The sequence below is a fragment of the Variovorax beijingensis genome (assembly GCF_003951285.1).
GTDB lineage: Bacteria > Pseudomonadota > Gammaproteobacteria > Burkholderiales > Burkholderiaceae_C > Variovorax > Variovorax beijingensis.
This window is the reverse complement of record NZ_RXFQ01000019.1, coordinates 60597-83894: the sequence shown is the minus strand read 5'-3', so window position 1 is coordinate 83894 and position 23298 is coordinate 60597. Positions and strand designations below refer to the sequence as shown.

Annotated in this window: 24 protein-coding genes and 1 pseudogene; 9 read left to right on the top strand and 16 right to left on the bottom strand. The window is 67.1% G+C overall.

The features are described 5' to 3' along the window. Window positions 1–62: 62 nt before the first annotated feature. The 8 genes from EJO66_RS26310 to EJO66_RS26280 all read right to left on the bottom strand — a co-directional run bounded on the left by EJO66_RS26310 (window position 63) and on the right by EJO66_RS26280 (window position 7176). Window positions 63–227, bottom strand: coding sequence for an RHS repeat domain-containing protein (locus tag EJO66_RS26310; protein WP_124961689.1), 165 nt, complete (start codon window positions 225–227; stop codon window positions 63–65). 291 nt (window positions 228–518) lie between these two features. Then, window positions 519–1847, bottom strand: coding sequence for an amidase (locus tag EJO66_RS26305; RefSeq protein WP_125966609.1), 1329 nt, complete (start codon window positions 1845–1847; stop codon window positions 519–521). Window positions 1848–1861: 14 nt separating this feature from the next. After that, the gene (locus tag EJO66_RS26300; protein WP_125966590.1) at window positions 1862–2581 is read right to left on the bottom strand and encodes a DUF2848 domain-containing protein; all 720 of its coding nucleotides are present in this window, start codon (window positions 2579–2581) and stop codon (window positions 1862–1864) included. Window positions 2582–2604: 23 nt separating this feature from the next. Then, window positions 2605–4005, bottom strand: coding sequence for a TRAP transporter large permease (locus EJO66_RS26295; RefSeq protein WP_125966589.1), 1401 nt, complete (start codon window positions 4003–4005; stop codon window positions 2605–2607). Further along, entirely contained in the window at window positions 4002–4622 is a 621-nt protein-coding gene (locus EJO66_RS26290; protein WP_125966588.1) for a TRAP transporter small permease subunit, read from the bottom strand. Before EJO66_RS26290 ends, EJO66_RS26295 begins: the two co-directional genes overlap by 4 nt. After that, window positions 4622–5695, bottom strand: coding sequence for a TRAP transporter substrate-binding protein (locus tag EJO66_RS26285; RefSeq protein ID WP_164547915.1), 1074 nt, complete (start codon window positions 5693–5695; stop codon window positions 4622–4624). Before EJO66_RS26285 ends, EJO66_RS26290 begins: the two co-directional genes overlap by 1 nt. A 43-nt stretch (window positions 5696–5738) precedes the next feature. Further along, entirely contained in the window at window positions 5739–6131 is a 393-nt protein-coding gene (locus EJO66_RS32670) for a cupin domain-containing protein (RefSeq protein ID WP_164547914.1), read from the bottom strand. 127 nt (window positions 6132–6258) lie between these two features. Then, window positions 6259–7176: a LysR family transcriptional regulator gene (locus EJO66_RS26280; protein WP_021004100.1), complete on the bottom strand. Its 918-nt coding sequence runs from the start codon at window positions 7174–7176 to the stop codon at window positions 6259–6261. 157 nt (window positions 7177–7333) lie between these two features. On the opposite strand from EJO66_RS26280, the gene EJO66_RS26275 reads away from it, so the two are divergent. Continuing rightward, window positions 7334–7609, top strand: a complete 276-nt coding sequence (locus EJO66_RS26275) for a hypothetical protein (RefSeq protein WP_124961693.1) — start codon at window positions 7334–7336, stop codon at window positions 7607–7609. Between the two features lie 30 nt (window positions 7610–7639). Here EJO66_RS26275 and EJO66_RS26270 read toward each other — a convergent pair whose 3' ends face one another. Then, window positions 7640–8509 carry a LysR family transcriptional regulator gene (locus tag EJO66_RS26270; protein WP_124961694.1) on the bottom strand — a complete coding sequence of 290 codons (870 nt, stop codon included), beginning with the start codon at window positions 8507–8509 and terminating at the stop codon, window positions 7640–7642. Between the two features lie 82 nt (window positions 8510–8591). Here EJO66_RS26270 and EJO66_RS26265 point away from each other — a divergent pair, with 82 nt between their 5' ends. After that, entirely contained in the window at window positions 8592–9533 is a 942-nt protein-coding gene (locus EJO66_RS26265) for a DMT family transporter (RefSeq protein ID WP_223262457.1), read from the top strand. A 108-nt stretch (window positions 9534–9641) separates the two neighbouring features. Here EJO66_RS26265 and EJO66_RS26260 read toward each other — a convergent pair whose 3' ends face one another. After that, window positions 9642–11159 (bottom strand): tripartite tricarboxylate transporter permease, encoded by a 1518-nt coding sequence (locus EJO66_RS26260; protein ID WP_124961706.1) that lies wholly within the window; start codon window positions 11157–11159, stop codon window positions 9642–9644. A 19-nt stretch (window positions 11160–11178) separates the two neighbouring features. Next, window positions 11179–11667, bottom strand: a complete 489-nt coding sequence (locus EJO66_RS26255) for a tripartite tricarboxylate transporter TctB family protein (RefSeq protein ID WP_124961695.1) — start codon at window positions 11665–11667, stop codon at window positions 11179–11181. Window positions 11668–11913: 246 nt separating this feature from the next. Between EJO66_RS26255 and EJO66_RS26250 the strand changes: the two genes are divergently transcribed. Then, a complete protein-coding gene (locus tag EJO66_RS26250; RefSeq protein ID WP_124961696.1) occupies window positions 11914–12330 on the top strand; it encodes a MarR family winged helix-turn-helix transcriptional regulator in 417 nt (138 codons plus the stop codon). A gap of 142 nt (window positions 12331–12472) precedes the next feature. Continuing rightward, a pseudogene (locus tag EJO66_RS26245) lies at window positions 12473–13327 on the top strand (CBS domain-containing protein); the annotation flags it as partial. A gap of 10 nt (window positions 13328–13337) precedes the next feature. Here the strand turns inward: EJO66_RS26245 and EJO66_RS26240 are convergent. From EJO66_RS26240 to EJO66_RS26230, 3 genes are all read right to left on the bottom strand, one after another. Next, a complete protein-coding gene (locus EJO66_RS26240) occupies window positions 13338–13613 on the bottom strand; it encodes a hypothetical protein (RefSeq protein ID WP_124961698.1) in 276 nt (91 codons plus the stop codon). A gap of 140 nt (window positions 13614–13753) precedes the next feature. Then, the gene (locus tag EJO66_RS26235; protein WP_124961699.1) at window positions 13754–13960 is read right to left on the bottom strand and encodes a hypothetical protein; all 207 of its coding nucleotides are present in this window, start codon (window positions 13958–13960) and stop codon (window positions 13754–13756) included. Window positions 13961–14303: 343 nt separating this feature from the next. Continuing rightward, window positions 14304–14732, bottom strand: a complete 429-nt coding sequence (locus tag EJO66_RS26230) for an ESPR-type extended signal peptide-containing protein (RefSeq protein WP_125966608.1) — start codon at window positions 14730–14732, stop codon at window positions 14304–14306. 393 nt (window positions 14733–15125) lie between these two features. Between EJO66_RS26230 and EJO66_RS26225 the strand changes: the two genes are divergently transcribed. Both EJO66_RS26225 and EJO66_RS26220 read left to right on the top strand, forming a co-directional pair. Beyond that, window positions 15126–16964 (top strand): CocE/NonD family hydrolase, encoded by a 1839-nt coding sequence (locus tag EJO66_RS26225; RefSeq protein ID WP_125966585.1) that lies wholly within the window; start codon window positions 15126–15128, stop codon window positions 16962–16964. 49 nt (window positions 16965–17013) lie between these two features. Next, on the top strand, window positions 17014–18006 hold the full coding sequence (locus EJO66_RS26220) for a Bug family tripartite tricarboxylate transporter substrate binding protein (protein ID WP_124960977.1): 993 nt from the start codon (window positions 17014–17016) through the stop codon (window positions 18004–18006). A 31-nt stretch (window positions 18007–18037) separates the two neighbouring features. Here the strand turns inward: EJO66_RS26220 and EJO66_RS26215 are convergent, their stop codons facing one another. After that, window positions 18038–18970: a LysR family transcriptional regulator gene (locus EJO66_RS26215; protein ID WP_124960978.1), complete on the bottom strand. Its 933-nt coding sequence runs from the start codon at window positions 18968–18970 to the stop codon at window positions 18038–18040. Window positions 18971–19068: 98 nt separating this feature from the next. Then, window positions 19069–21135, bottom strand: coding sequence for a sensor histidine kinase (locus EJO66_RS26210; protein ID WP_240648791.1), 2067 nt, complete (start codon window positions 21133–21135; stop codon window positions 19069–19071). Between the two features lie 125 nt (window positions 21136–21260). Here EJO66_RS26210 and EJO66_RS26205 point away from each other — a divergent pair, with 125 nt between their 5' ends. The 3 genes from EJO66_RS26205 to EJO66_RS26195 all read left to right on the top strand — a co-directional run bounded on the left by EJO66_RS26205 (window position 21261) and on the right by EJO66_RS26195 (window position 23292). Beyond that, on the top strand, window positions 21261–21977 hold the full coding sequence (locus EJO66_RS26205) for a response regulator transcription factor (protein WP_240648788.1): 717 nt from the start codon (window positions 21261–21263) through the stop codon (window positions 21975–21977). A gap of 13 nt (window positions 21978–21990) precedes the next feature. Continuing rightward, window positions 21991–22191: a hypothetical protein gene (locus EJO66_RS26200; protein WP_125966583.1), complete on the top strand. Its 201-nt coding sequence runs from the start codon at window positions 21991–21993 to the stop codon at window positions 22189–22191. A gap of 273 nt (window positions 22192–22464) precedes the next feature. Continuing rightward, on the top strand, window positions 22465–23292 hold the full coding sequence (locus EJO66_RS26195; protein ID WP_124960981.1) for a helix-turn-helix domain-containing protein: 828 nt from the start codon (window positions 22465–22467) through the stop codon (window positions 23290–23292). Window positions 23293–23298 lie beyond the last annotated feature (6 nt).

Here is a 23298-nt window from a genome sequence, read left to right as displayed (position 1 = left end):
ATCGCCGCCCGCGGCGCATTGAGCGCGCGGGCGTCGAGCAGTTGAATACCGCGAGGAATTGGTTAGGGCGAGGTGGTTGCCACCGACGTTCGATTGCCAGCAGCGTCGTAGCTGTAGCTGATCGTGGTGGTGGCGGTGCCGTTGTTGTAGATGACGGTGGCCAGACGGCCGAGCGCGTCGTAGCTGTAGCTCACGGAGCCCGCATGGGCTGCGAGGCCACCCAGCATGAGAAGGCCAACGCATGCCCCTCTAGCGAAAAGCCGGGCCCTGTTCCAGCCAGGCGCGCGAGAACGCACCCGTCCAATTTCCCAATTGTTCATGGTTCCCTCCCCACTCAGATGTCAATCAACACCGAAAACGATGTAGTGACCAATGTGAGCAAAGTTGCAAATATTTGACACTTTCGCGAACGACTTACATGCCGTTTCTTGTCCGCAACTCTAATGAGAACTGGAGGAATTGAGAACCGAAAAATCAGAAATAAAAACCCTGATAGATAAAAGAATTCATTCGCCGGATCAGTCGCCCAACGTCTCCTCCACCGCCAGCGCAACAGCCGCCAGCCGCGCATCGTCTCCACAAACCGAAGAGAGCATCAGCCCCACCGGCAGCTCCCCCGCGCGATGGCACGGCAGGCTGAACGCGCAGCCATCGAGGAAGTTGATGGCGAAGGTATTGCGCAGCAGCAGGCCATTGGCCTTGAAGAATTCGGCGTCGGCCGCGAGCGCGTCGATGGCCGGCGCGACGATCGGCACGGTCGGGCAGAGCAAGGCGTCGAAGCCTTCGAGCGCGGCTTCGACGCGGCCGATCCATTCGCGGCGGTGGTCCTGCATGAGGATGTAGTCGGCGGCGCCGACCGACATGCCAAGGTCCACGCGGGCCGCGACCCGCGGGTCGAAGCGCTCGCGCTGCGCACCGATGCGCGAGCGATGCACGGCCGATGCCTCGATGGGCGAGAAGCCGCCCGGCGCGTTGATCCGGGCGATCTCGGCCAGCTCACCCAGCGTGACATCGACCACGATGGCGCCCGCCGCCGACAGCGCACTCACCGCGCGGTCGAAGGCCTGCGCCACGGCCGGCTCGATGCCGTCGAACATCAGCGTGCGCGGCACCGCCAGGCGCAGGCCCTGCAATGGACGCCGGCGCACTGCGAGCGGCGTGCCGGCCATGGCGGCATCGACGACGAGGCAATCGGCCACGCTGCGCGTCATGGCGCACACGGTGTCGAGCGAACGCGCGAGTTCGAAGGCGCCGGTGCGCGGCACCCGGGCCTGGGTGCTCTTGAAGCCGACGAGCCCGCACAGCGCAGCGGGAATGCGGATGGAGCCGCCGGTGTCGGAGCCCAGGCCCGCCACGGCAAGGCCCAGCGCCACCGACACCGCGGCACCCGACGACGAACCGCCGGGGATGCGCGCGACGGCGGCATCCGCGGGATTGCGCGGTGTGCCGTGGTGCGGGTTGATGCCGACGCCGGAAAAGGCGAACTCGGTCATGTTGGTCTTGCCGATGATGGCCGCGCCGGTGCTGCGCAGGCGGGCCACGGCCACGGCGTCCGCGGCGGCCGCGGGTTCGCCTTCGCACACGACCGAGCCGGCCATGGTGGTTTCGCCAGCGACGTCGTAGAGGTCCTTCACCGTGACGGGCAGTCCGGCGAGCATGGGCAGCACGACGCCGGCGCGCTGCGCCGCATCGGCATGGCGCGCGGCGGCCAGCGCCGCTTGCGCGTAGCGCTTCGTGAAGACGTGCTGCGCTGAAGGCAGCTCGGAGTCTTCGAGCGCCTGCGCCACCACCGCCTCGTGCGACACCTCGCCGCGCGCGATGCGCCCGCGCAGCGTGGCGATGTCCATGCCGGCGGCGGCCGTCACGCGACCACCTCGAGTGCCTGCACGGCGTAGCGGTGCACGATGCTGCGCTTCAGGCGCGGGTCGTGGATCTCGAGCTCCATCTCGGTGGCCGGGCGGATGCCCTCGCCCTTGCCGTTGGGAATGGCGCCGAGCGTGCCGCAGGTCATGAAGCGGCCTTCGTCGCCGCCTTCTGCCTGGTAGATGCCGTCGCGCAGCGCCGCCAGCGGGCGGATCGAGGCGAAGGTGCCCTGCTGGTAGTCGATCCACCGGCCCTCCTCCAGGATGCGCGAGCGCAGCTGCAGCTCGTCCTGGTAGGGCGCCACGTCGCGCCAGCGCCAGGCGGTGGTTGCGACCGGCTTGGCGCACATCTGCTTGGACACCGCGACCGAGTAGGTCTCGACGCGGCGGTCGGTGTGGTCGGAGGCCACGGTGAGCCACCACTCGCCGGCGGCGCAGAAGAGCATCGGCTCGGCTTCGCCGGAGCTCTGCGCGCCCAGCGCCTCGATGGCGGCCGATTGCGTGAGCAGCCCGGCGCTCACGCGGTAGTACAGCGGCACGCTCGACGGCCGCGGCACGCCGATGGCTTCGAGCTCTTCGATGTGGTGGGCAATGGCCGCGGCGTCGCGGCCGGTCCAGCCGGCAATCACGAGTTGGCGCGGCGGCACCGCGAGCAGTTGCGACGAGCGCGTGCCGTCGGCCGCCACGCTTTCGCAGGCGAAGGAAAGGGTCAATGACATGGAATAGCTCCGCGAACAGGGGGTCACATGAGATGGGCCGGCAGCCACAGCGCGATGGCGGGGAACACCATCAGCACGATGATCGCGAGCATGTAGACGAACATGAAGGGCAGCACGCCGGCAAAGACGTCGGTGATGGGCCCGGGCTGCCGCCGCATGCCCTGCAGCACATAGAGCACGGTGCCGTCGGGCGGGCTGATCATGGCGATCTCGACCAGCATGGTGATGACCACGCCGAACCAGATCGGGTCGTAGCCGAGCGCCGTGACCACCGGGAACAGCAGCGGGATGGTGGTGATCACCATCGACATGCCTTCCATGAAGGTGCCCAGCGCCAGGTAGAAGCCGATGATCACCAGCATGATCACCCAGCCCGGGAACGGCAGCCCGGTCAGGAACTTCGCGAGCATCTGCGGAATGCCCAGCGACGACAGGATGTAGTTCAGGAAGTACGCGCCGAACAGGATCAGCGCGATCATCGAGGTGGTGCGCGCGGTGGCGCGCATCGACTCGGCCAGCATCTTCCACTTGAGCTTGCGGTCCGCCAGCGCCAGCAGCAGGCTGCCCGCCACGCCGAGCGCGGCCGACTCGGTGGGCGTGGCCCAGCCGGCGTAGATGGTGCCCAGCACCAGCGCGATGAGCAGGGCCGTGGGCACCAGGTCCGACAGGCTCGCGATGCGGTGCTTCCAGCCGATCGCCTTCGATGCCTCGTCGCCATGCAGCTTCAGCCGGTAGCTGTAGTACAGGATGACCGCGGTGAACAGCAGCACCACCAGGATGCTCGGCCCCACCGCCGCCAAGTACAGCGCGCCCACCGAGGTCTCGGTGATCAGTCCGTAGATGATGAAGGTGATGCCCGGCGGGATCAGGTTGCCCAGCGCGCCGCCGGCGGCAAGCGAGCCCAACACCAGCTTGGGCGGGTAGTGGCTCTTCTCGAAGTACGGCAGCGCCACCGAGCCCATGGTCGCGGCAGTGGCCACGCTGGAGCCGGCCACGGCCGAGAACACGCCGCACGAGACGATGTTGGTGTGCAGCAGTCCGCCGGGCAGCCGGCCCATCCAGATGTTGAGCGCGCGGTACAGCCGCTCCGAGAGGCCGGCGCGCAGCATCACTTCGCCCATCAGCAAAAAGAGCGGCACCGACACCAGCACGAAGTTGGTCGAGGGGCTCCAGATCATCTCGCCGATGAAGTTCCAGAACGGCCGGTCCGACAGGCCGAAGCCCGCCAGCAGCGAGAGCACGGCCAGCGCCGCGCCCACGTAGATGCCGCCGGCAAAGAAGCCGACGAAGGCCGTCAGCACCGCGGCCAGCGCCCACCACGGCACGCTGGCCGAGGCGGCCGCGGCCGCCTGGCCCTGCACGCCGAAGAGCGACGCACCGGCAATCAGGATGCCGATGGCGACGATGAAGACGATGGCGATCATCGGGAGACTCCTGCGGCCGCCGCGGGCATGGCGGGTTGCTGCATGCCCTGCTGCGCTTCGGCCACGGCCTCCAGCGTCTCGGCGGCCTCATCGACGTAGGTGCGCGACATCAGCATGCGGTCCATGCCGTCGGCGTCGCCGGTGGCAAGCTGGCGCACGGCACGCGCGGCCAATGCGACCACGGCCAGCAGCAGCAGGCCCAGGCCCGCGGCCCACAGGCCCTGCGGCAGCGCCAGCGGCGTGTGCAGCGCCGACAGGTCGGTGGCGCTGAAGTCCCACGAATCCCTGGTCAGCGAGAAGGCGCCCCAGGCGAAGAAGCCCGAAGCGACCATGAGCGCGACGAGCGACGCCAGGTGCAGCCAGACGCGCAGCTTCAGCGGCATCTTCTGCACCAGCACGTCGATGCGCACGTGGCCGCGTTCGAACAGCGTGCCCGCCAGGCCCCAGCTCATGCCGATGGCCATCAGGTAGCCGGTGACTTCGGTCGTCGCCTCGGTCGAGAAGCCCAGCAGGCGCCGGGCTGCGATGTCGAAGCAGATCAGCAGGGTGATCACGAGGTAGCACCAGCCGGCGATGGTCATCGCCTTGGCGCTCACCCATTCGAGTGCGCGGAACATCACTTGGCCGCGTACTTGATGCCGGTGATGGGCGCAATCACCTCCGAGTAGACCGCCGCGCAGCGCTCGCCGCAGCGCTTGATCCAGCCGGGCAGCACGTCGTCGGCCAGGTGCTTCTGCAATGACGCGCCGACGCTGGCCTCGGCCTTGGCTTCGACCATGGGCTTCTTCATCAGCGTGTGCAGCTTGCAGTCGGCGGCGCGGCCGACGTTGCAGGCGATGCCGTCGTTGGTGGCTTCCACACCCAGCTTCCACTGCGCTTCCTGCACCTCGCCCATCGTCTTCTCGAACTGTGCGCGGATCGCCGGGTCGAGCTTGTTCCACCACGCCAGGTTCACGAAGTAGCCGGAGGTCGACCACGACAGCGGCAGCGTGTAGAGGTGCGTCGTGACCTCGGGCCACTTCACGCCGTTGCCCGAACCGGCGCCGGTGATGCCGCAGTCGACCGTGCCGCGTTCCAGCGCGGTGTAGACCTCGCCGAAAGCCAGCGACACCGGCTGGCCGCCGAGCGACTTGATCAGGTCCGAGGCCGACGGGCCGTTGGTGCGCACCTTCAGGCCCTTGAGGTCGGCCAGGCTCGCCACGGGTTTGCGGCAGAACAGCATCTGGCCCGAGAACGGATAGGTCGCGACCAGCCTGATGCCCAGGCGCTGCAGTTCCTTGTTGGCCACCGGCACCATCGCATCGGCCACCTTGCGGGCCTGGGCGATGTCGGCGTTCATGCCCGCGAGGTCGACGCCGTCGAGCATCGGCACGTCGCCCGAGACGGTGGTCAGCGGCGCGGCGGCAATGTCGACCTGGCCCGAGCGCACCAGGCGCAGGACTTCGGGACCGTTCACGTTGCGCTCGGGCCAGGACGAGAGCGTGACTTCCACGCGCCCGCCGGTCGCCTTGGCGATGCCGTCGCGCAGCAGCGGCTGGTCGACCTTGGTGTACTGCGGCAGGTTGGGCGCCACCTGCGTGATGGCCTGCACGGCGAGCTTCGGGCCGGCCGGCACCTGGGCGGCGGCGGCGCCGGCCAGCAGCGCGGCGGCCACGGCGACGGATGCGAGGGAAGACAGCGAACGCTTCATCGGGAACTCCTGGAAAAAAAAGGGCGGGATCGGGAACGGGTGTTCATTCGTAGTACTGGATCTCGAACAGCACGCAGCCGGTGCGCGACACGAAGGGACCGTGCACCGCGCCCGGCGGGCGGCAGGCGAAGGTGTAGGGACCGAAGGCCTCGCCGCCCTCGCCTTGCGCGTCGCAGCCGACCACCAGTTCGCCTTCGACGATGAAGACCTCTTCATGGAAGTCGTGCACCACGGGCCGGTCGATCAGCGCGCCGGCCGACCAGCGGGCCAGGCGGGTGCGCGAGCCGGTGCGCGCGGCGGTGTCGAGGTTGTCGGCCAGCAGCAGTTCCTCGATGCGTCCTGCGGTGCAAGGCACCGTCGACCATTCGGTGGCATCTGCATCGGGGCGGATCGCGAAGAACTCGCGATGTCTTTTTCCGGTCATGAGCTTGTGCATGGCGCGCAGTGTTGTCGCGCGCCCCTGCAGGGTCAAACGGGAAATTCTTTGGGCGGGCGATAGGATTTCGTGATGCACAGCCCTGGCGCATCGAAGCGCCCCAGCTCCGGGCGCGGCGTGGGCCGGATCAGGGCGCGAGCACGTCGCCCTGGCAGGTGGCGATGAACTGATCGCACGATGTCTGCGCCATGCCGACCAGCGCCTCGGCCAAGGGCGACGCCGGCTCCAGCCGCATGCTCGCGACCAGCGGCAGCGCAATGGGCACCGGGTCGACGTCCAGCACCACCAGCTTGCCGTGCAGCAGGTCCTGCTGGATCACGGCCAGCGGCAGCAGCGCCGTGCCGAAGCCCGTGCGCGCCAGGTCGATCATCGCGCCCAGCGACGAGAAGTAGCTCACGCGCAGGTTGGTGCAGCCGCTCGCGTTCTGGGCGATGTTGCGGTAGACGCTCGATTCGCGGTTGAACGAGATGATGGGCTGCGTGGCGATGTCGGCAAAGGACAGCAGCCGGCGCGACGGGAACTTGAGCGCGAGCGACGGGCTCGTGACCCAGCGCATCGCGAGGTTGGCGATGCGCCGGTTGTCGATGAAGCCCGGCGTGATCTCTTCCGACAGGATGGCGCAGTCGAGCGTGCCGCGCAGCAGGTCGTCGCGCAGCCTCGGCGTGATGTCGGAGATCAGCTCCAGCGTGGCGTTGGGGTATTTCTCGGCAAAGCGCGAGAACAGGTCGGGCAGCCAGGTGTGGGCCACCGTCTCGATCACGCCGATGCGCAGCATGCCCGAGAAGGCATCGGCCTGGCCCATGGCCGCAACCATGCGCGCCTGCATCTCGATCATGCGTTCGGCATGGGGCAGGAGCTCGGTGCCCTGGTAGGTGAGCATCACGCCGCGGTGCTCGCGGTCGAACAGGCGCACGCCGAACTGCTCTTCCAGCGTGGCGATGCGGCTGGAGATGCCGGCCTGCGTGGTGTGCATCTTCTCGGCGGCCGCCTTGAAGCTGCCCAGCTTGGCGACCCAGACGAAGGCTTCGAGAAAACGCACGTTCATCGGACGAGTCTATGAGGAGTTGCAGGCCGCGCCGTGCGTGACATATTTCACACTGTCGAGCCGAAATCTCACCAGTTCTGGGTATTTGAGGCTGAAATGTAATCCATTAGGCCTCTTTTTACGTTCTGGCGCTTCAACACCGAGACGGGAGCGCCACATGACCACCACAGATCCACAAGCAGTCTTCGAGGCGAGCGGCCGCCTGGGCGCCATGGAGGTCCTGGGAACGCAGGTCAGTGCGGTGGTATCGATGCTGCGGGCCATGTACGCGGCGCACCCCGAGCCGGCCAGGGTGCGGCACGGCTTCGACCGGCTGATTGGCCAATTGCTGGTCAGCCCCTATATGGGACACGACCCGGACCGCGCCGTCGTCCTGCTGGATACGGCGGCGGCGTTGACGCGCCCGCTTGCGGAAGCCGATCCGCGCGGATAGGTGCGGGCAGCTTGGCTGCAAGCGACCAAGCTATGCCGGGCTCAAGGTCCGCACCATCTGCTCGTACATGGCATCCACCGCAGGCGAGCGCAGCGACACCTTGCTGCGCAGCGCCGCCACATCCATCGACTTGAGTTTCGGCAGATCGAAGCCGGTGGGCAGGTTCTGCAGTATCTGCAGGTGGGCCGGAACGCTGCAGCGCGTGAACACGGCCACGGCCAGGCCGCTCTCCACGGCCGCCAACTGGCCGGCGAGGCTGGAGCTGTGATAGACGATGCGATAGGCGCGCCGCCTGGCAGCCAGGCTCGAGAGCGCGGCGGTTCGGGCCATGCTGCCCGCCTCGTAGACCGCAATCGGCAATGGATTGCGGCGCCAGGCTTCATGCTGCGCCGTGCCCACCCAGACCAGGGGTTCATGGAACAGGAGCTGTCCGCGTTGCGGCTTGTCGCGGGAGACCAGGGCCAGGTCGAGCTCGCCCCGCGCGATCTTGGGGATGAGGGAGGTCGACTGCTCGCAGGTCAGCTCGATCTCCACGCCCTTGTAGCGGCCGGCAAAGCTGCGCAGCACCGGCGTCAGGTAGGTGGAGGCATAGTCGTCCGGCACGCCGAGCCGCACGCGGCCGGCCAGTTCCGGTCCGAACATCGCGTTCTGCGTTTCCGACTGCAGTTCGAGCATGCGGCGCGCATACACCAGCAGCTGCGCGCCCGCCGGCGTCACTTCCAGGTGCCGCGGGCCGCGCAGCAGCACGGCCTGGCCGAGCGCGTTCTCCAGCTTCTTGATCTGCATGCTCACAGCGGACTGGGAGCGGTGGACCAGGGGCGCCGCGGCCGACAGCGAGCCGGCATCCACCACCGCCACCAGGGCGCGCAGCCAGTCGATCTGGAAATCGGGATATTTCATCGTCAGCCTCATTCGATATTCGAATGATAGGCGTTCGAACTATGCGCTTTACGAGGTCGATGAGCCGGCGGACGATCGCCTCATGCAAAAGAAGGCCCAGGTGCTCCCCGCGTTCCGGGCGGCGCAGCAGCAATCGAACCGGGAAAGCACGGGCCAATGGCTGCTGATAGCCGGCGGCATGCTGCTCGGCACCGTCGGCGTCTTCGTTGAAGAGGCGAACCAGCATCCGCTGGTCACGGTCCTGTTTCGCTGCGCCTTCGGTGCATTGGCCTTGCTCGCATGGGGCTTGGCAACCGGTCGAATGAACGAGCTGCGGCTGCGTGGCAAGGGCTGGTGGATCGCCTGCGCGACGGGCTGCCTGATGGTGGTGAACTGGGCGCTGTTCTTCGCGGCCATCCCGCGCATCTCGATTGCGGTGGCCACCATTGTTTTTCACATCCAGCCGGTGTGGATCATTCTCTTCGGCGCACTGGTGCTGCGTGAAGCCGTGTCGCCGCGCCAGTGGGCGGCCACCCTGGCCGCGCTGTGCGGGCTGGTGCTGACGACCGGCCTGGTGGGTGGCGCCGCATCGCAGGCCTCATGGGGGAGCGACTATGCGCTCGGCCTGCTCATGTGCCTGGGCGGCTCGCTCTGCTATGCCGCAGTGACCATCCTCGCCAATACGGAAAAAACAATCACGCCCTACGCGCTGGCCTGGTGGCAGTGCGTGACCGGGGTCGCCGTTCTGGCGTGGGTGCCTTTTGTGTTCGGCTGGCCGGATTCGGCATTGGCATGGGCGTGGCTCGCGGGGCTGGGCGTGCTGCACACCGGCCTGGCCTATGCGATTCTTTTCGCGGGCATGGCCCGGCTTTCGCTCGGCAGGATCGCCGTGCTGCAGTTCGTGTACCCGCTGACCGCCGTGCTGGTGGACTGGGGGGTGTACGGGCGAACCTTGAATGCCGTCCAGCTTGCGGGCGTCGCGCTGATGGCCGCAGCGCTGTGGACGATCAAACAGCCGAAGCGGGATGCGGCGGGCGTCGGTTGATGGGCCGTGGCGCGCCTTGGCGAACAGGTGCGTGCAGCCGAAGCCCGGCCGGTTCTTCTGCAGGCGATTCGGCGAGCAAGGCCCCCTCGCCCTTCTGCGCACGCGAGGCTAACCCGCTTCCTCGACAAACGCCTCTTCGCGCTTCGACCTGATCGAGGGCAGGAGCACGATCAGCAACAGCACGACCGCCCCGGCAAGGAGCCCCGCGGAGATCGGCCGCGAGACGAACACGCCCCAGTCGCCGCGCGAGAGCAGCAGCGCCCGGCGCAGGTTCTCTTCCATCATCGGCCCCAGGATGAGGCCGAGCAGCAGCGGCGCCGGCTCGCACCCGAGCTTGATGAAGGAATACCCCACGACACCGAAGATCGCCACCAGCCAGATGTCGAACACGTTGTTGTTGGTCGAGTACACGCCGATGGCGCAGAACAGCACGATCGCGGGGAACAGCCACCGGTAGGGAATGGTCAGCAGCTTGATCCACAGGCCGATGAGCGGCAGGTTCAGGATCACGAGCATCAGGTTGCCGATCCACATCGAGGCGATCAGCCCCCAGAACAGCTCCGGGTTGCTCGTCATCACCTGCGGGCCCGGCTGGATGTTGTGGATCGTCATGGCGCCGACCATGAGGGCCATGACCGGGTTGGGCGGAATGCCCAGTGTCAGCATCGGGATGAAGGAAGTCTGCGCGCCTGCGTTGTTCGCGGCTTCCGGGCCAGCCACGCCGCGGATGTTGCCCTTGCCGAAGGGCACTTCGCCCGCCCCCAGCTTGATCTTCTTTTCGAGCGTGTAGGCCGCAAAGGCCGACAGCGTGGCGCCGCCGCCCGGCAGGATGCCCAGCGACGAGCCCAGCGCGGTGCCGCGCAGCACGGCCGGGAGCATGCGCTTGAAGTCCTCCTTGGTGGGCATGAGGCCCGTGACGCTGGCGGTGAACACCTCGCGTTCGTCCTCGGGCCGGGCCAGGTTGGCAATGATCTCGCCGTAGCCGAACACGCCCATGGCGATCGCGATGAACCCCAGGCCGTCGGTGAGTTCCGGAATGTCGAAGCTGTAGCGCGCCACGCCGGAGTTCACGTCGGTGCCGACCAGGCCCAGCAGCAGGCCCACCATGATCATGCAGATGGCCTTGAGCAGCGAGCCCGAGGCCATCACCACCGCGCCGATCAGGCCCAGCACCATGAGCGAGAAATACTCGGCCGGGCCGAACTTGAAGGCGATCTCGGTCAGCGGCGGCGCGAACGCGGCAAGGATCAGCGTGCCCACGCAGCCCGCGAAGAACGAGCCCAGGCCGGCGGCCGCGAGCGCCGGCCCTCCGCGTCCCCGCTTGGCCATCTGGTGGCCGTCGATCACCGTCACCACGGACGAGGACTCGCCCGGCAGGTTGACCAGGATGGCGGTGGTCGAGCCACCGTATTGCGAGCCGTAGTAGATGCCCGCGAGCATGATCAGCGCGGCCACGGGCGGCAGCGCGTAGGTGGCCGGCAGCAGCATCGCAATGGTGGCCGTCGGGCCGATGCCCGGCAGCACGCCGATCAGCGTGCCCAGCAGGCAGCCGATGAAGGCGTAGACCAGGTTCTGCAGCGTCACTGCGGTGGAGAAGCCGAGCGACAGGTGGTTGATCAGATCCATCATGGGTGGTGCCTCGCGCTCAGCCGGTGATGAAGGTCGGCCACACCTGGAACTGCAGCTTGAGTCCCACGATGAAGGTCAGGTAGCTGCCGATGGCCAGCACGGTCGCAAGCACCAGCGACAGCTTCATCGAGAAATTGGCACCGGCCATGCTGGCCACGATCACGAGCGCATAGATGGCGAGGATCAGGCCCATGGCCGGCAGGCCGATGCTGCGCAGGCCAGCCAGCAGGATGCCGAACAGCAGGTTGGCGCCGATGATGAGGCCGAGTGGCTTCCACGCGATCTTTCCGACGGGGTCGCCACCGGCGGCCTGGCCCGTGAACGCCGTGGCGATCACCACCAGGCCCAGCAAGGCCAGCAGTACGCCGACGATCAGCGGAAAGTAGCCCGGCCCCATGCGGGCCGCACTCCCGACGTTGTAGTTGGAGGCGCCCAGCGCGAACGCCGCCCCGACGCAGGTGAACATGATGCCCGAGAAGAAGGTCTTCTGGCTCTTGATCTGCATAGGCAATCTTTCTCTCTCGAATGGAATGGATACGGCAACCCGCACTGATGCACGGGCAACGGCAGCGGACAACGGGGAAATGCGCGCGGCATGCCGAGAAGGCAGACGGCATCGCACAGGTCAGGTTCAGGTCAGATGCATCATGTTATGAGGTTTATTGCATCACATTGTGAGTAATTACCCTGCATCGGATCCATGTCGGCTGCTACATTGCATTCCGTTCGCACAATCATTCTTGGAAAGTTCATGGCCAGCCAACGGGGATCCATCGAGAAGCAGCAATTCGAGGCACTGTCCGACTTCAGATTCAGGCTGCGCAGCTTCCTGCGCTTCAGCGAAGACGCCGCGCGCGCGGAAGGCATCACCGTCCTCCAGTACCAGCTGATGCTTCACACCCAGGGCTTCCCCGGCCGCGAATGGGCCACCATCAGCGAGATCGCCGAGCGCCTGCAGGCCCAGCACCACGGCGTGGTCGCCCTGGTGTCGCGCTGCGAGGAGGCCGGCCTCGTCAGGCGCAAGCCCAGCCATGCGGACCGGCGTCAGGTCGAGGTCCATCTGCTGGCCGCGGGGCGCAGGAAGCTGGAGCGGCTCGCGATGCTGCACGCGGACCAGGTGGCCGAACTGGCCGAGGTGGTGGCGCTCGTCAGCAAGGCCGGGGCATAGCAGGCCGCCAGGCCGAATATATCATGAAATGACATATTCGCGGGCTGGCCTCGGATGAGGCAGATCGACCTCCCTGAACAGCCATGACCCCAGCCCCCCACCCGCCCCGCGGCGAGTTCGCCCTCATGCGCGGCTGCTGCGCATCACGGTCCTGGCCATCGTCATCGGGGCGGTCAGCACCGTGGCCGCGCGCTACGGCTCCGACAAGATCCGCGGCCATGGCATTCCCGAGTCCATCGAGGCGATCCTGTTCGGCAAGAGCAGGATGTCGCCCAAGGTGGCGCTGCTCAAGCCGCTGTCCTCGGGCATCGTGGTCGGAAGCGGCGGGCCGTTCGGCGCCGAAGGGCCGATCATCATGACGGGCGGCGCCATCGGCTCGCTGATCGCCACCATCCTCGCCTTCGGGCTCACGCACGACAGCAACGCGCTGCTGCCGCTGCTGGCCACGTCGGCCGTGGCCTATGGCTTCACGGTGCTGACCATGCGCCGTGCGATCCCCACCAAGAAGATCGCGCGCCGCGGCTATCACATCTACCGCGAATACGGCATCGATCCGCTCGAGCGGCACGCCGTGGAGGAAGTCATGGCGCGCGAGGTGCGCAGCATCGACGCGGCACTGCCGGTGGCGCGGGCGCTGTTCGAGCATTTCGGCGATGGCCAGGTCCACCGCGCCTTCCTGGTGGTGCGCAACGGCGCCGTGATCGGCGTGGCCGACCGCGCGATGCTGGCCGCGTGCGGCACGCGCGATCCCATTGCCACCGTGGGCGACGCGTGCGCCGACCTGCCGCTGTTCTTTGCGCTGCCGGGCGAGAACTGCCGCGCAGTGGCGACACGGCTCGCGCACCATCGGCTCGAACGGCTGCCCGTCGTGAAGGACGCGCAGTTGCTCGTGCTGGTGGGCATCGTGGCGCGCAGCGACCTGATCAAGCCGTCGCTCGCGCACGTCGACGAGGAAGAAAAGCGTGAGCGGATGCGCGGGCTGCCGTGGCAGGCCTGAGCCGCGCGCTCTACATCAATCGCAGTCCCCGCGCGAACTGCATCGAGGTCTTCACGAACCTGGGCGCATCGCTCATCTTCGCGATTTCGGCCAGGCCTTCCTCGGTGATGCGCTTCACCGTCGCGATGCGCGAAGCGGTATCCCGGCCCGCCGGCCTGACGGGTGCGAACTCGGCCTCGATCAATCCCGTGGCCACGAGCACCGAGACGATCCGCACCTCCTCCGGAAGGGCGACTCGGACAGGCAGCAGCGTGTGCTGCAGCCTCAGCAGGAACAAGAGCGGCATTCGATCCTCCGATTGCCGGCGCTTGTCCAATCCAAAAATGCCGGCCTTTCTTGGTTCAAGAAATGTAGCCTTAAGTACGCCTTGTTGCACCTGGCCACTCGGCATAGCTCGGCGGGCTGACAGGGAGGATCGGGCGACGCTTACCCGGGCGTCACGATATCGCGCCTGAGGCTCCAGATGCAGGCCCCCAGGCGAAGCAACTCCTCGACCCTGCGGTCGTGGAACGGGCTTTGCGCATCCTCCTGGGCGATGAGAGTGGCGATGTGATCGAGGGCATCGGCGGGCGTAAAGCCGAGGCCGGCGCGTGCCATCTCGATCACGGTCACCAGGGCTTTTGTCTTCTCCATGCGGAAATGATGCCCAAGAAACGCGCAAAAACAATACGCAGTTTCGTTTTAATGATTACTTCTTATAACCAGTCGCATCGGGCCGAACACCCTGGGTTGCCAGCTCGCGCTGCCGCGCGGAGGCCGGAACTGAGGATGTTTTGTTGCCATCACTGCGCATCGAGCTTCTGAACCGTGAACTGAAAATAGTGCCAGACGTTGTCCTCCGGCCCATTCCTCAGGCGTTTCTCCACCTTCATCTGTGGCCATATCTCCATGCGGTTTGCGCCAACATGAAACGTCGGAATGTCATGGCCCGGATGAAGCGCGCTCTGGTTGGACCAGGTGCCAGCGCTTCAAGACTTCAGTCGTGAAGCCCAGCCAGTTGCAGCTCAACGGCTTCGATCTGCACGTTCGTGCGGCTGTTGTTGAGGATGGCGCCGTTGGGCGCCACGTTGAACTGGTTGAAGACGTTGCGCGAGACGCCGGCGGCGCTGGGCGTCTGGATGTTGATGAGCGGCACGCCGTTGGGCGCCACCAGCACCGTGGGGCGTAGGTTGGCCGGAACGTTGGGGGCGCCGACGATCTGGGCTTGAACCGGCGGCGCCCACAGCATGCCCGCGAGCGCCGCACCCACGAGCATCGGCGCAAAGGCGGCCGCGCCGGCGACGGCCGCGCTTGCCACCGTGGTCGCCTTGGACGAACCCTTGCCGGTGCTCTTCGCCGTCTCCTGGACCACCATGCGCAGGCCGCGCCTGGCGTTGAAGACGATGCGGTGCAAATGGCGATTCATGTTCTGGTACTCCCTCTAGGACCTGTTGCCGGGCATCGTTATTTCTGTGACAGGATGCTTCGGCGGGCCAATTATGGGAGGGGCACGTTCTCATCTGCGCGGTACTTATTCACGAATGCTGCGCACTTCACAATCACAGCCGCAGCAAGTAATTCATGCGCATTACTTTTGCCGCTTGGCGTCGGGCGAGTACAACGGATTGAGCTCGACAAGCGGTGCCGACGGCATCGGTCTTTCCTTGATCAGCGGCCACGAGCACCGCCTCCTTCCATAGGCTCAACCTATGGATCGATCGGGATTTCGCATTTTTCAACGCGGGCCCGCATTCCCAGAATGACAGGACGGTGACAACGCCATCCATCTCCATCTGTCTTCAGGAAAGTACCTTGCCCCATGTCGGACCGCGATAGCACGCCAGGCGCCTGGCACCTGCCGCCCAGCGCCTACCTCGCCAGCCGCAAGCCAGCCTTCGGCCTGCCCGGGCGGCCGGCGTCGCTCTACGTCACGATGCGCGACGGCTGTCGCATCGCGCTCGACTACTACCTGCCCCAGGCGCGCGACGGCGCGCAGCCGCCCGCCCGCCTGCCCACCATCGTCGTCTTCACGCCCTACTACCGGCGCTTCGTGACCACCGACCCCACGGTGGAGGCCAGCCCCAACTGCGGCCGCTACCGCGACTTCTTCGTGCCGCATGGCTACGCCGTGGTGGTGGTGGACGTGCGGGGCACCGGCGCGAGCTTCGGCACGCGCGACGCATTGCGCTCGCCGAAGGAGCGCGACGACTACCACGAGATCGCCGAGTGGATCGTGCAGCAGCCCTGGAGCGATGGGCGCATCGGCTCGACCGGCATTTCGTACCTGGGCGCGGCGGCGGTGTTTCTCGCAAGCACGCGGCACCCCGCCGTCAAGGCCATCGCACCGCTGTTTGCCGTGACCGACATCTATACCGACCAGCTCTACGTGGGCGGCGTGCTCTCCACCATCTGGACCGGCCGCTACGACGAACTCATGGTCGCGCTCGACCAGGACGACCGCCCTGCCCTTGCCAAGTTCGCGTACTACGGCAACCCGCTGTTCGCGGGGCCGCAGCCGGTGGACGCCGATGCCGATGGCCGCCTGCTGGCCCAGGCGCTGCACCAGCACCGCAGCAACTGCCGGCTGAACGACATGGCCCGCGAGCTGCCGTTTCGGCACGACGCAACGCTGCACGACCCCGCATTGACGCTGGACGTGTGCAGCCCCGGCCACTATGCGCGCCAGATCCCCGAGGACGTGGCGATCTACTCCGTCTCGGGCTGGTACGACGGTGCCGGCTACAGCAACTCGGCGATCACGCGCTTCCTGACGCTGCCCAGGCACCAGCACCGCCTGCTGCTCGGCCCCTGGGACCATGGCGCGCGCAGCAACGTCTCGCCCTGGCGCGAGCAGACCGGCTCCGACTTTCCGCTGCTGGCCGAAGTGCTGCGCTTCTTCGACCACCATCTGCGCGGCATCGACACGGGGCTCGACAGGGAGCAGCCGGTGCACTACTTCACCATCCACGACGAGAAGTGGCAGGCCGCCGATGCATGGCCGCCAGTCGCGGGAACCCGCCGCGTCCATCCCGATGCGGATGGCGTGCTGGCATTGCACGCGCCCGCCGCCCCGGGCCGCGACAGCTACCAGGTCGACTTCTCCGTCTCCACCGGCCGCCAGACGCGGCTGGAACGGCTGGGCGCCATCGGCATCGAGCACTACTACCCCGACTGGACCGAGCGCCAGGCGCAGTACCTGCACTACACCAGCGCACCGCTGGCCGCATCCGCCGAACTGACGGGCCACGTGAGCGCGAGCCTGCTGCTCGCATCGTCGGAGACCGACGCGGCCGTCTATGTCTATCTGAGCGAAGTGCTGGCCGACGGCAGCTGCCGCTACGTCACCGAAGGCCTGCTGCGGGCCCTGCACCGCGAAGGCCTGTCGCAGTCGCCGGACTACGTGGCGAGCTGGCCCGTGAACACCTGTGACCGCGCCTCGGCCCGCCTGCTCGTGCCCCGCGAGCCCGCACGCCTGAACTTCGCGCTGCTGCCGGTGTCGTGGACCTTTGCCGCGGGCAGCCGCATACGGCTGTCCATCGGCGGCAGCGACGAAGGCCACGGCCCGCAGGTGCCGCACGGACGGCCGCCGCGGCTGGAAATCCTGCGTGGTGCCGATGCCAGCTGGTTCGACCTTCCGCTGCGCGCCGCGCCGCAGTAGCACTTCGCTTCCCCGTTCTTCCTTCAACCTGCCAAGAGAGAGGCACATCATGGCCCCCATCACCCGTCGCTCGTTCGTTCCCATGCTGGCGCTGGCCGGCACGCCGCTCCTGTCCATGCCCCTCGCGGTGCAGGCCCAATCGCCCTGGCCTGCGCGGCCGGTCAAGCTGGTGGTGCCGCAGGGGGCGGGCTCGGGCTCGGACGTGATCGCGCGACTGCTCAGCGACCGGCTCGCCCAGCAGCTGGGCCAGGCCGTGGTGGTGGAAAACAATCCGGCGGCCAACGGCCTTGTGGCCCTGGGCGCCGTGGCCAAGGCGCCCGCCGACGGCTACACGCTGGTGCTCGCAGGCGTGTCGCAGATCGCCTTCAACCCGGCCCTGTACAAGAGCCTGCCCTACGACCCGCTGAAGGACTTCACCTTTCTTGCGCCCGTGGCCGACACGCCCTTCGTGCTGGTGACGAGCAACAGGAGCGGCATCAAGACCTTCGCGCAGTTTCTCGAGCAGGCGAAGGCGAAGAGCGGCGAACTGACCTTCGGCAGCGCCGGCATCGGCAACTCCACCCACATCGCGATGGAACTGATCGCCGCGACCGCGGGCGTCAAGCTGATGCACGTGCCCTACAAGGGTTCGGCCGCGGCGCTCACGGCGGTGCTGGCCGGCGAGGTCGACGCCATGGTGAGCGTGGTCGGTCCGGCCCTGCCGCAGGTGCAGTCGGGCAAGGTGCAGGCGGTGGCGGTGCTCGGCGCCACCCGCGTGCCGCAGTGGCCCCAGGTGCCGACGGTGAAGGAAGCGGGGCTGAACGTGCCGCCGATGCCCGGCTGGTACGCCATTGCCGGCCCGGCGCGCCTGGATCCGAAGATCGTTGCCAGCTTCAACGCCGCGCTGCAGAAGGTGATGGCGGACCCCGCCGTCAAGGCCCGGCTGGCCGAACTCTCGCTGCCGGCCATGAGCGGCGGCGAAGCCGAGATCCGCCGCCGCGCGGTCGACGACCAGGCCTTCTGGAGTGCCTTCATCAGCAGGAACAACATCCGCGTGGAATGAGCATGAGGCGCTCGCGAAGGAGCGCACCGCCCTACCCTGCGTCGCTGAACCGCCGCACGCCCTTCCAGCGCTTGCTTGCAATCTCCTCGTCGATCACCTGCAGCAGCAGTTCGCGCACGCATTGCACGGCGGGGCTGTGCGCCGCCGGGACCGACAGGCTCAGCGACAGCTCGCGCAGCAGCGGTCGCCCCTTGATGGGAACGCCGCGCACGCGGCCATGCTGTTGCGCGAGCGCAAAGGCCGCGGTCGGCAGCACCGTGGCGCCGAGCCCGCGCTCGACGGCCAGGATCAGGATTTCCACCGCGCTGGTTTCGGCCACCAGGCGGAACTTCAGTTGGCGATCGCGCAGGAGCCGCTCGGTGGCCACGCGCACCGAGTTCGGGTGCGTGGGCAGCAGCAGCGGCAGCCTGGCAAAGGCCTCGATGCCGAAGGCGCGCGGTGCCCTTTGCGACGAGGCCACCACCACGAACAGTTCTTCCTCGAGGATCGGCTCGATGCGCAGGCGTGAATCGGCCCGCGCATCCATCGTGACCGCCAGCGCCAGCCGGTCGGCCGCCACCTGGCCCGTCAGGTCTCCGCTGGAGGCTTCCACCAGTTCCAGTTCGATCAGCGGATAGCGCTCCTGCAGCCGCGCCAGCAGCGGTGCGGCCAGGATGCGCGAGGTGCTGGTCGGGAATCCGATGGCCACCCGGCCGGATGGCGATTCGCTCTCCTGCCGGATGGCCGAGCGGGTGTCTTCGAACTGCCGCAGGATCGTCTTCGCATGGCGGTAGAGCAGCTCGCCGATGGCCGTGGCCCGCGTGCCGTGAACGCTGCGCTCCAGCAAGGTGACGCCGAGTTCCGACTCCAGATTGGCCATGTGCTGGCTCAAGGAAGGCTGGGCAATGAAAAGCGCCTCCGCCGCGGTCGTGATGTTCTTGAGTTCGACGACCTTGACGAAATAGCGCAGCTGGCGGATGTCCATGTGGAGGGTATTGCGTGTGATGGAGCCAGGAAGACATTGTCGTCTTCGGCCGGCGACGCGGGCATCCCAACGTGCTCGGGAAGCGGATGCGGAGCCATTCAGGCCGCCGCGGCAACGCGCTCAGACGTGGGTAGAACCAGCCGGAACGTCGAACCGGCGATGCCGGTGGCGACGAGCGTGACGTCGCCGCCGTGTCGACGGGCGATCTCGCGCGAGAGATGAAGGCCCAAGCCCGAGCCGGAAGCGGCCGTCGCCGTTTCCGCCCGAAAGTACTTCTCGAAGACGCGTTCCCTTTCCGCGGGTGCTATGCCGGCCCCCCGGTCGACCACGTCGATCTCCACGCCCTCGCCGACCTGTCGCAGGGACACGCGCACGCAGCTCTCGGACGGGGAGTACTTCAGCGCGTTGTGCATCAGGTTCTGCAGTGCGATCTCGATGAGCAACCGGTCACCGCGGATTTCGGCGATGGGCAGATGCGCGTCGAGCTGCAGGCGCGCCGGCTCCGGAAGGTTGAAGGTTTCGCACAATCCGCGCGCGAGGGCAGCCAGGTCCACCGGCTCCAGCCTCAGCGCCCGCTGCTCGATCTGAAAGCGGTCGGCCGTGAGCACGTTCTCGATCAGCATCGACAGCCTCTGCACCGAACGGCGGATCCGTCCGGTGCGCAGCTTGACCACCGGATCCGTCCCGCTCTTCGAGATGTCGAGCGACTGGGCAGCGGCGTCGATGACGGCCAGCGGCGCACGGAACTCGTGCGACACCATCGAGACGAATTCGTTCTGCTGCTCGACCGCCTTGCGCTGCACGTCGAGCGACTCGAGCAGTTGCGTTTCCAGCCGGCCGCGCTGCGCAATCTCGTCACGCAGCGCGACATTGGTGCGCGCCAGTTCGGCCGTGCGCCGAACCACCGTGGACTCCAGGGTTTGCTCGGCCTCGATCCGGATCGACATCGCGCGCTCGCGTTCGACGCGGTAGTTGCGTTCCGCACGGCGTGTCCTGTCGGCCACGGCGATGTTCAGGAGGATCAGGTGCGTCAGGCTGCCGAGCATGTAGATCCGATCGGGCCGTGCGCCCGGCACGAGATCGCCGAGCCACAGCTTCAGCAGGCCGTAGAGGCCCAGAACCGTGCCGACCGAGAATGCCGATGCCGCAAGCAGGTACTGGAATTGGCGCCGGACGATCAGCAGGTAGCAAACGAAGAGGGCGCCGAAGAGCGTGGATGCGGCGCTGCCAGCGCTGACCCAGCGCGCAATCGCGGTGTGATGGTCGGTCAGCGCGACCAGCAGCGCGGCCGTGTTGAACACGATGACGAGATCGAAGAAGCGTGCGGCCGGCACCCAGTGGTGGCGGAAGCCGAAGATGCGCGCCATGAATGCCGTGGCAACGACGTTGGAGATGCAGTTCACGACCAGCACGGCCTGCGCGACCCGCGCGGGGTGGTCGTCCAGAAACCACTCCGCCATGAAACCCTGCCGGGCCATCGTCATCGCGGCGCTGCACAGGACATAGAGCGCATAGTGGCCGTAGAGACTGTCCTTCAGCCACACCATGAAGATCAGGTTCATGCAGATCGACAGCACGGCCGCGCCGAGCAGAAGGCCGACGACGGTGTAGTCCTTCGTTCGCTGACGCTCGAAGCCCTCGGGTTGCCAGAAGTCGAGTTCGGCCCGCAGGGGAGGCCCGTCGTTGCGCAGCCGCAGGAAGTATTCGCTGGCGGTGGTGGGCACGTCGATGGGAAAGACGAAGTTGTGGTCCGGAATTTCCCGCTCGGCGAACGGACGCCGGTCGCCAAGCACGGTCTGGATGAACCCGCCTTGCCCGTCCGGCGCATACAGGGTGAGTTCGTTCAACGCGGAGGGCCGCACCCGCAACAGCCAACGCGCGGGCGCTTCGGGCGCGCGCGAAAGCGAGAAGCGCAGCCACACCGGGTCGCGGCTGAAGCCCTCCTGCAGCGGCCCCTCCAGCTGCTCGAAGTCGCCTCGCCGCGTTTCGGCGGCCACGTCCGCGACGCTCCATCGGTCCTGCGGATCCCGCAGCATTCCAAGCGTGCCGGAGAAGGCGACGGCATCGTCGAGCCCGTCGGAAGGCATCAGCACGAGGGCCGCGGCCGGCGTGCCGGCGCTCAACGCGAACAGGCACGCGCACGCGAACAGGCAGCGCCGCAGCACGGCAAGGAAAGAAGCGGCGTGAGGAAAGCGAGAGGGGGAGGACGAGAAGAAGGAGAAGAGATACATGGCTCGCCTGGTGTTGCAACGAGCAACTGCAAAGCGTGCGAATTTACAATCTATTCACAATGCAACCAACACGTTCAACGCCGCGTCTGCGCGTCTATGTGGTCGAGGACGACGGCGATTTTCGCGAGGAGATGCTCTTTGTCCTGAGCGAACTGGGTTTCGAGATGCATGGCTTTTGCGCAGCGCCTGCGTTCTACAAGGCCTTTGCGCTTGCGCCATGCGACATTGCCGTGGTCGACATCGGCCTGCCTGGCGAGAGCGGGCTGTCCATCGTTTCCCACCTGCGTGGCGCGGCGCACGTCGGCATGGTGCTTGTCACGGCTCGCGGCAAACTCCAGGATCGACTGGTCGGCCTGCGCGAGGGCGCCGATGCCTACATGGTGAAGCCGGTGCACATGGAGGAACTGGCCGAGACCCTGAACGCGATCGGCCGCCGCCTGCGTGCCGCACGGTTGGCCAACGCGCCGGTGCCGGCGGAAAAGCCGCGAGCCGGTGCGTGGCGGCTGCTGGAGGGGGAGTGGATCCTGAGCGACCCCGAGGGCCGCCGCATGAAGCTCACCACCAGCGAGCGCGCCTTCGTCGGATGCCTGTTTCGCCGCCAGGGCACAGCGGTCAGCCGCGACGAACTGATCCGTGCGCTCGGCGGCGACGTGTTCGACTTCGACGGGCATCGCATCGACGCCATCGCCAGCCGCATCCGGCGCAAGGCCGAGAAGCTCGGCATGTCCCTGCCGCTGCACTCTGTGCGCGGCACCGGCTACGCGCTTGTGAGCTGACCGCCCGAGCGACATGAAGGCGGCCAGCGGCCGCCGCCGGCCGTTGCTCGCCTCCAACGATGCGGTTGTGAAGCATTTCACGAATCAGCGCATCGATTTCATGCATTTGCACAAGCAGCCGCCGTCGGTCCGAACGGCAATAAAGCCGCGTTCCCACAGCGAGAAGCCACTCGGAAGCGTCGTGCATTCGATGAGAAATTGCGAGGATCGGTGAGGAATGCGCATGAATGCAACAAGGCTTGTCTGCACGATGCCGATCGTCGCATGACCTTTGGTGCAAGCCAGGACGCGCAAGCGTGACGGGTCGTCGGCGCACCGCTGCCTCGCAGCCTTGCATCGATCTGAGGGGATTGGTCAGTTACATGAATAAAGCATATCGGTCAATCTGGAACGGCCGGAACACCTGGACGCCCAGCGGCACAACCAGCCGGTCGAAGGGATGATGGTCTCCAACACGAACCCGACCGGGGGAGCGAACGGCTTGCGAATGTCTTACTGGTCCACCATGCCGCCACGGCGCGCGCACATCCTCCTCGTCGATGACAACGTCGACGAACTGCAGCTTCTCATCGCTGCGCTGCGGGGCGCGGAGCACCGCATCAGCCTGGCCTTCGATGCGATGCAGGGCTACCGCCGTGCCACCGCGCTGCAGCCGGACCTGATCCTGCTGGACGTGCGCATGGGAGGCACCGACGGCTTTGCCACCTGCCGCCTGCTGAAGGCCGACCCCGCCACGGCGCACATCCCGGTGATCTTCGTGACTGCTTCCAGCTCGGTGGAAGAAAGGCTCACGGGCCTGCGCGAAGGTGCGGTCGACTACATCCTCAAGCCCTGCGAACCCGCGGAGGTGCTGGCGCGCGTCGCGGTGCACCTGGTGCTGGCCGGCAGCAAGTGCTGCGCGTCGCCCGCTGCCTCCGGCACAGATGCCGCGGCCGACGACGAGAGAAAGTGCGGCCCGGACCGCGTGGTGGCGCTGGCGGCCGAACGCCTCGTGATGTCGGACCTGGTGAACGTGCCCGCGCTGGCGGAACTGGCCGCGCGCGTGGGCACGCACGAAAAGCGCCTGTCGCGGATCTTTCGCGAGCACATGGGCCGCACGGTGTTCGAGTTCGTGCGCGAAGCGCGGCTCGCGCAGGCGCGGCGCCTGCTGGGCGAATCGGCCCTCAGCGTCGAGGAGGTGGCGCTGGCGGTCGGGTTCTCGAGCGCCGCCAATTTCTCGACCGCGTTTCGCGAGCGTTTCGACACCACGCCCACCGGTTTTCGCCAGACGCTCGCGGGCAGGGCCGCGCCCTCCCTGCGCACCTCCGAGGTCTAGGCGGCC

What these genes read in the sequence shown, in the direction of transcription:
- EJO66_RS26220 (WP_124960977.1), top strand. Translation starts at nt 17,014, where the DNA reads ATGGCCCCCATCACCCGTCGCTCGTTCGTTCCCATGCTGGCGCTGGCC.
- EJO66_RS26285 (WP_164547915.1), bottom strand. Translation starts at nt 5,695, where the DNA reads ATGAAGCGTTCGCTGTCTTCCCTCGCATCCGTCGCCGTGGCCGCCGCG.
- EJO66_RS26290 (WP_125966588.1), bottom strand. Translation starts at nt 4,622, where the DNA reads ATGTTCCGCGCACTCGAATGGGTGAGCGCCAAGGCGATGACCATCGCC.
- EJO66_RS26205 (WP_240648788.1), top strand. Translation starts at nt 21,261, where the DNA reads ATGCAACCAACACGTTCAACGCCGCGTCTGCGCGTCTATGTGGTCGAG.
- EJO66_RS26275 (WP_124961693.1), top strand. Translation starts at nt 7,334, where the DNA reads ATGACCACCACAGATCCACAAGCAGTCTTCGAGGCGAGCGGCCGCCTG.
- EJO66_RS26235 (WP_124961699.1), bottom strand. Translation starts at nt 13,960, where the DNA reads ATGGAGAAGACAAAAGCCCTGGTGACCGTGATCGAGATGGCACGCGCC.
- EJO66_RS26230 (WP_125966608.1), bottom strand. Translation starts at nt 14,732, where the DNA reads ATGAATCGCCATTTGCACCGCATCGTCTTCAACGCCAGGCGCGGCCTG.
- EJO66_RS26305 (WP_125966609.1), bottom strand. Translation starts at nt 1,847, where the DNA reads ATGGACATCGCCACGCTGCGCGGGCGCATCGCGCGCGGCGAGGTGTCG.
- EJO66_RS32670 (WP_164547914.1), bottom strand. Translation starts at nt 6,131, where the DNA reads ATGCACAAGCTCATGACCGGAAAAAGACATCGCGAGTTCTTCGCGATC.
- EJO66_RS26260 (WP_124961706.1), bottom strand. Translation starts at nt 11,159, where the DNA reads ATGGATCTGATCAACCACCTGTCGCTCGGCTTCTCCACCGCAGTGACG.
- EJO66_RS26280 (WP_021004100.1), bottom strand. Translation starts at nt 7,176, where the DNA reads ATGAACGTGCGTTTTCTCGAAGCCTTCGTCTGGGTCGCCAAGCTGGGC.
- EJO66_RS26295 (WP_125966589.1), bottom strand. Translation starts at nt 4,005, where the DNA reads ATGATCGCCATCGTCTTCATCGTCGCCATCGGCATCCTGATTGCCGGT.
- EJO66_RS26250 (WP_124961696.1), top strand. Translation starts at nt 11,914, where the DNA reads ATGGCCAGCCAACGGGGATCCATCGAGAAGCAGCAATTCGAGGCACTG.
- EJO66_RS26240 (WP_124961698.1), bottom strand. Translation starts at nt 13,613, where the DNA reads ATGCCGCTCTTGTTCCTGCTGAGGCTGCAGCACACGCTGCTGCCTGTC.
- EJO66_RS26270 (WP_124961694.1), bottom strand. Translation starts at nt 8,509, where the DNA reads ATGAAATATCCCGATTTCCAGATCGACTGGCTGCGCGCCCTGGTGGCG.
- EJO66_RS26200 (WP_125966583.1), top strand. Translation starts at nt 21,991, where the DNA reads ATGAAGGCGGCCAGCGGCCGCCGCCGGCCGTTGCTCGCCTCCAACGAT.
- EJO66_RS26215 (WP_124960978.1), bottom strand. Translation starts at nt 18,970, where the DNA reads ATGGACATCCGCCAGCTGCGCTATTTCGTCAAGGTCGTCGAACTCAAG.
- EJO66_RS26300 (WP_125966590.1), bottom strand. Translation starts at nt 2,581, where the DNA reads ATGTCATTGACCCTTTCCTTCGCCTGCGAAAGCGTGGCGGCCGACGGC.
- EJO66_RS26195 (WP_124960981.1), top strand. Translation starts at nt 22,465, where the DNA reads ATGTCTTACTGGTCCACCATGCCGCCACGGCGCGCGCACATCCTCCTC.
- EJO66_RS26310 (WP_124961689.1), bottom strand. Translation starts at nt 227, where the DNA reads ATGCTGGGTGGCCTCGCAGCCCATGCGGGCTCCGTGAGCTACAGCTAC.
- EJO66_RS26225 (WP_125966585.1), top strand. Translation starts at nt 15,126, where the DNA reads ATGTCGGACCGCGATAGCACGCCAGGCGCCTGGCACCTGCCGCCCAGC.
- EJO66_RS26265 (WP_223262457.1), top strand. Translation starts at nt 8,592, where the DNA reads ATGCAAAAGAAGGCCCAGGTGCTCCCCGCGTTCCGGGCGGCGCAGCAG.
- EJO66_RS26255 (WP_124961695.1), bottom strand. Translation starts at nt 11,667, where the DNA reads ATGCAGATCAAGAGCCAGAAGACCTTCTTCTCGGGCATCATGTTCACC.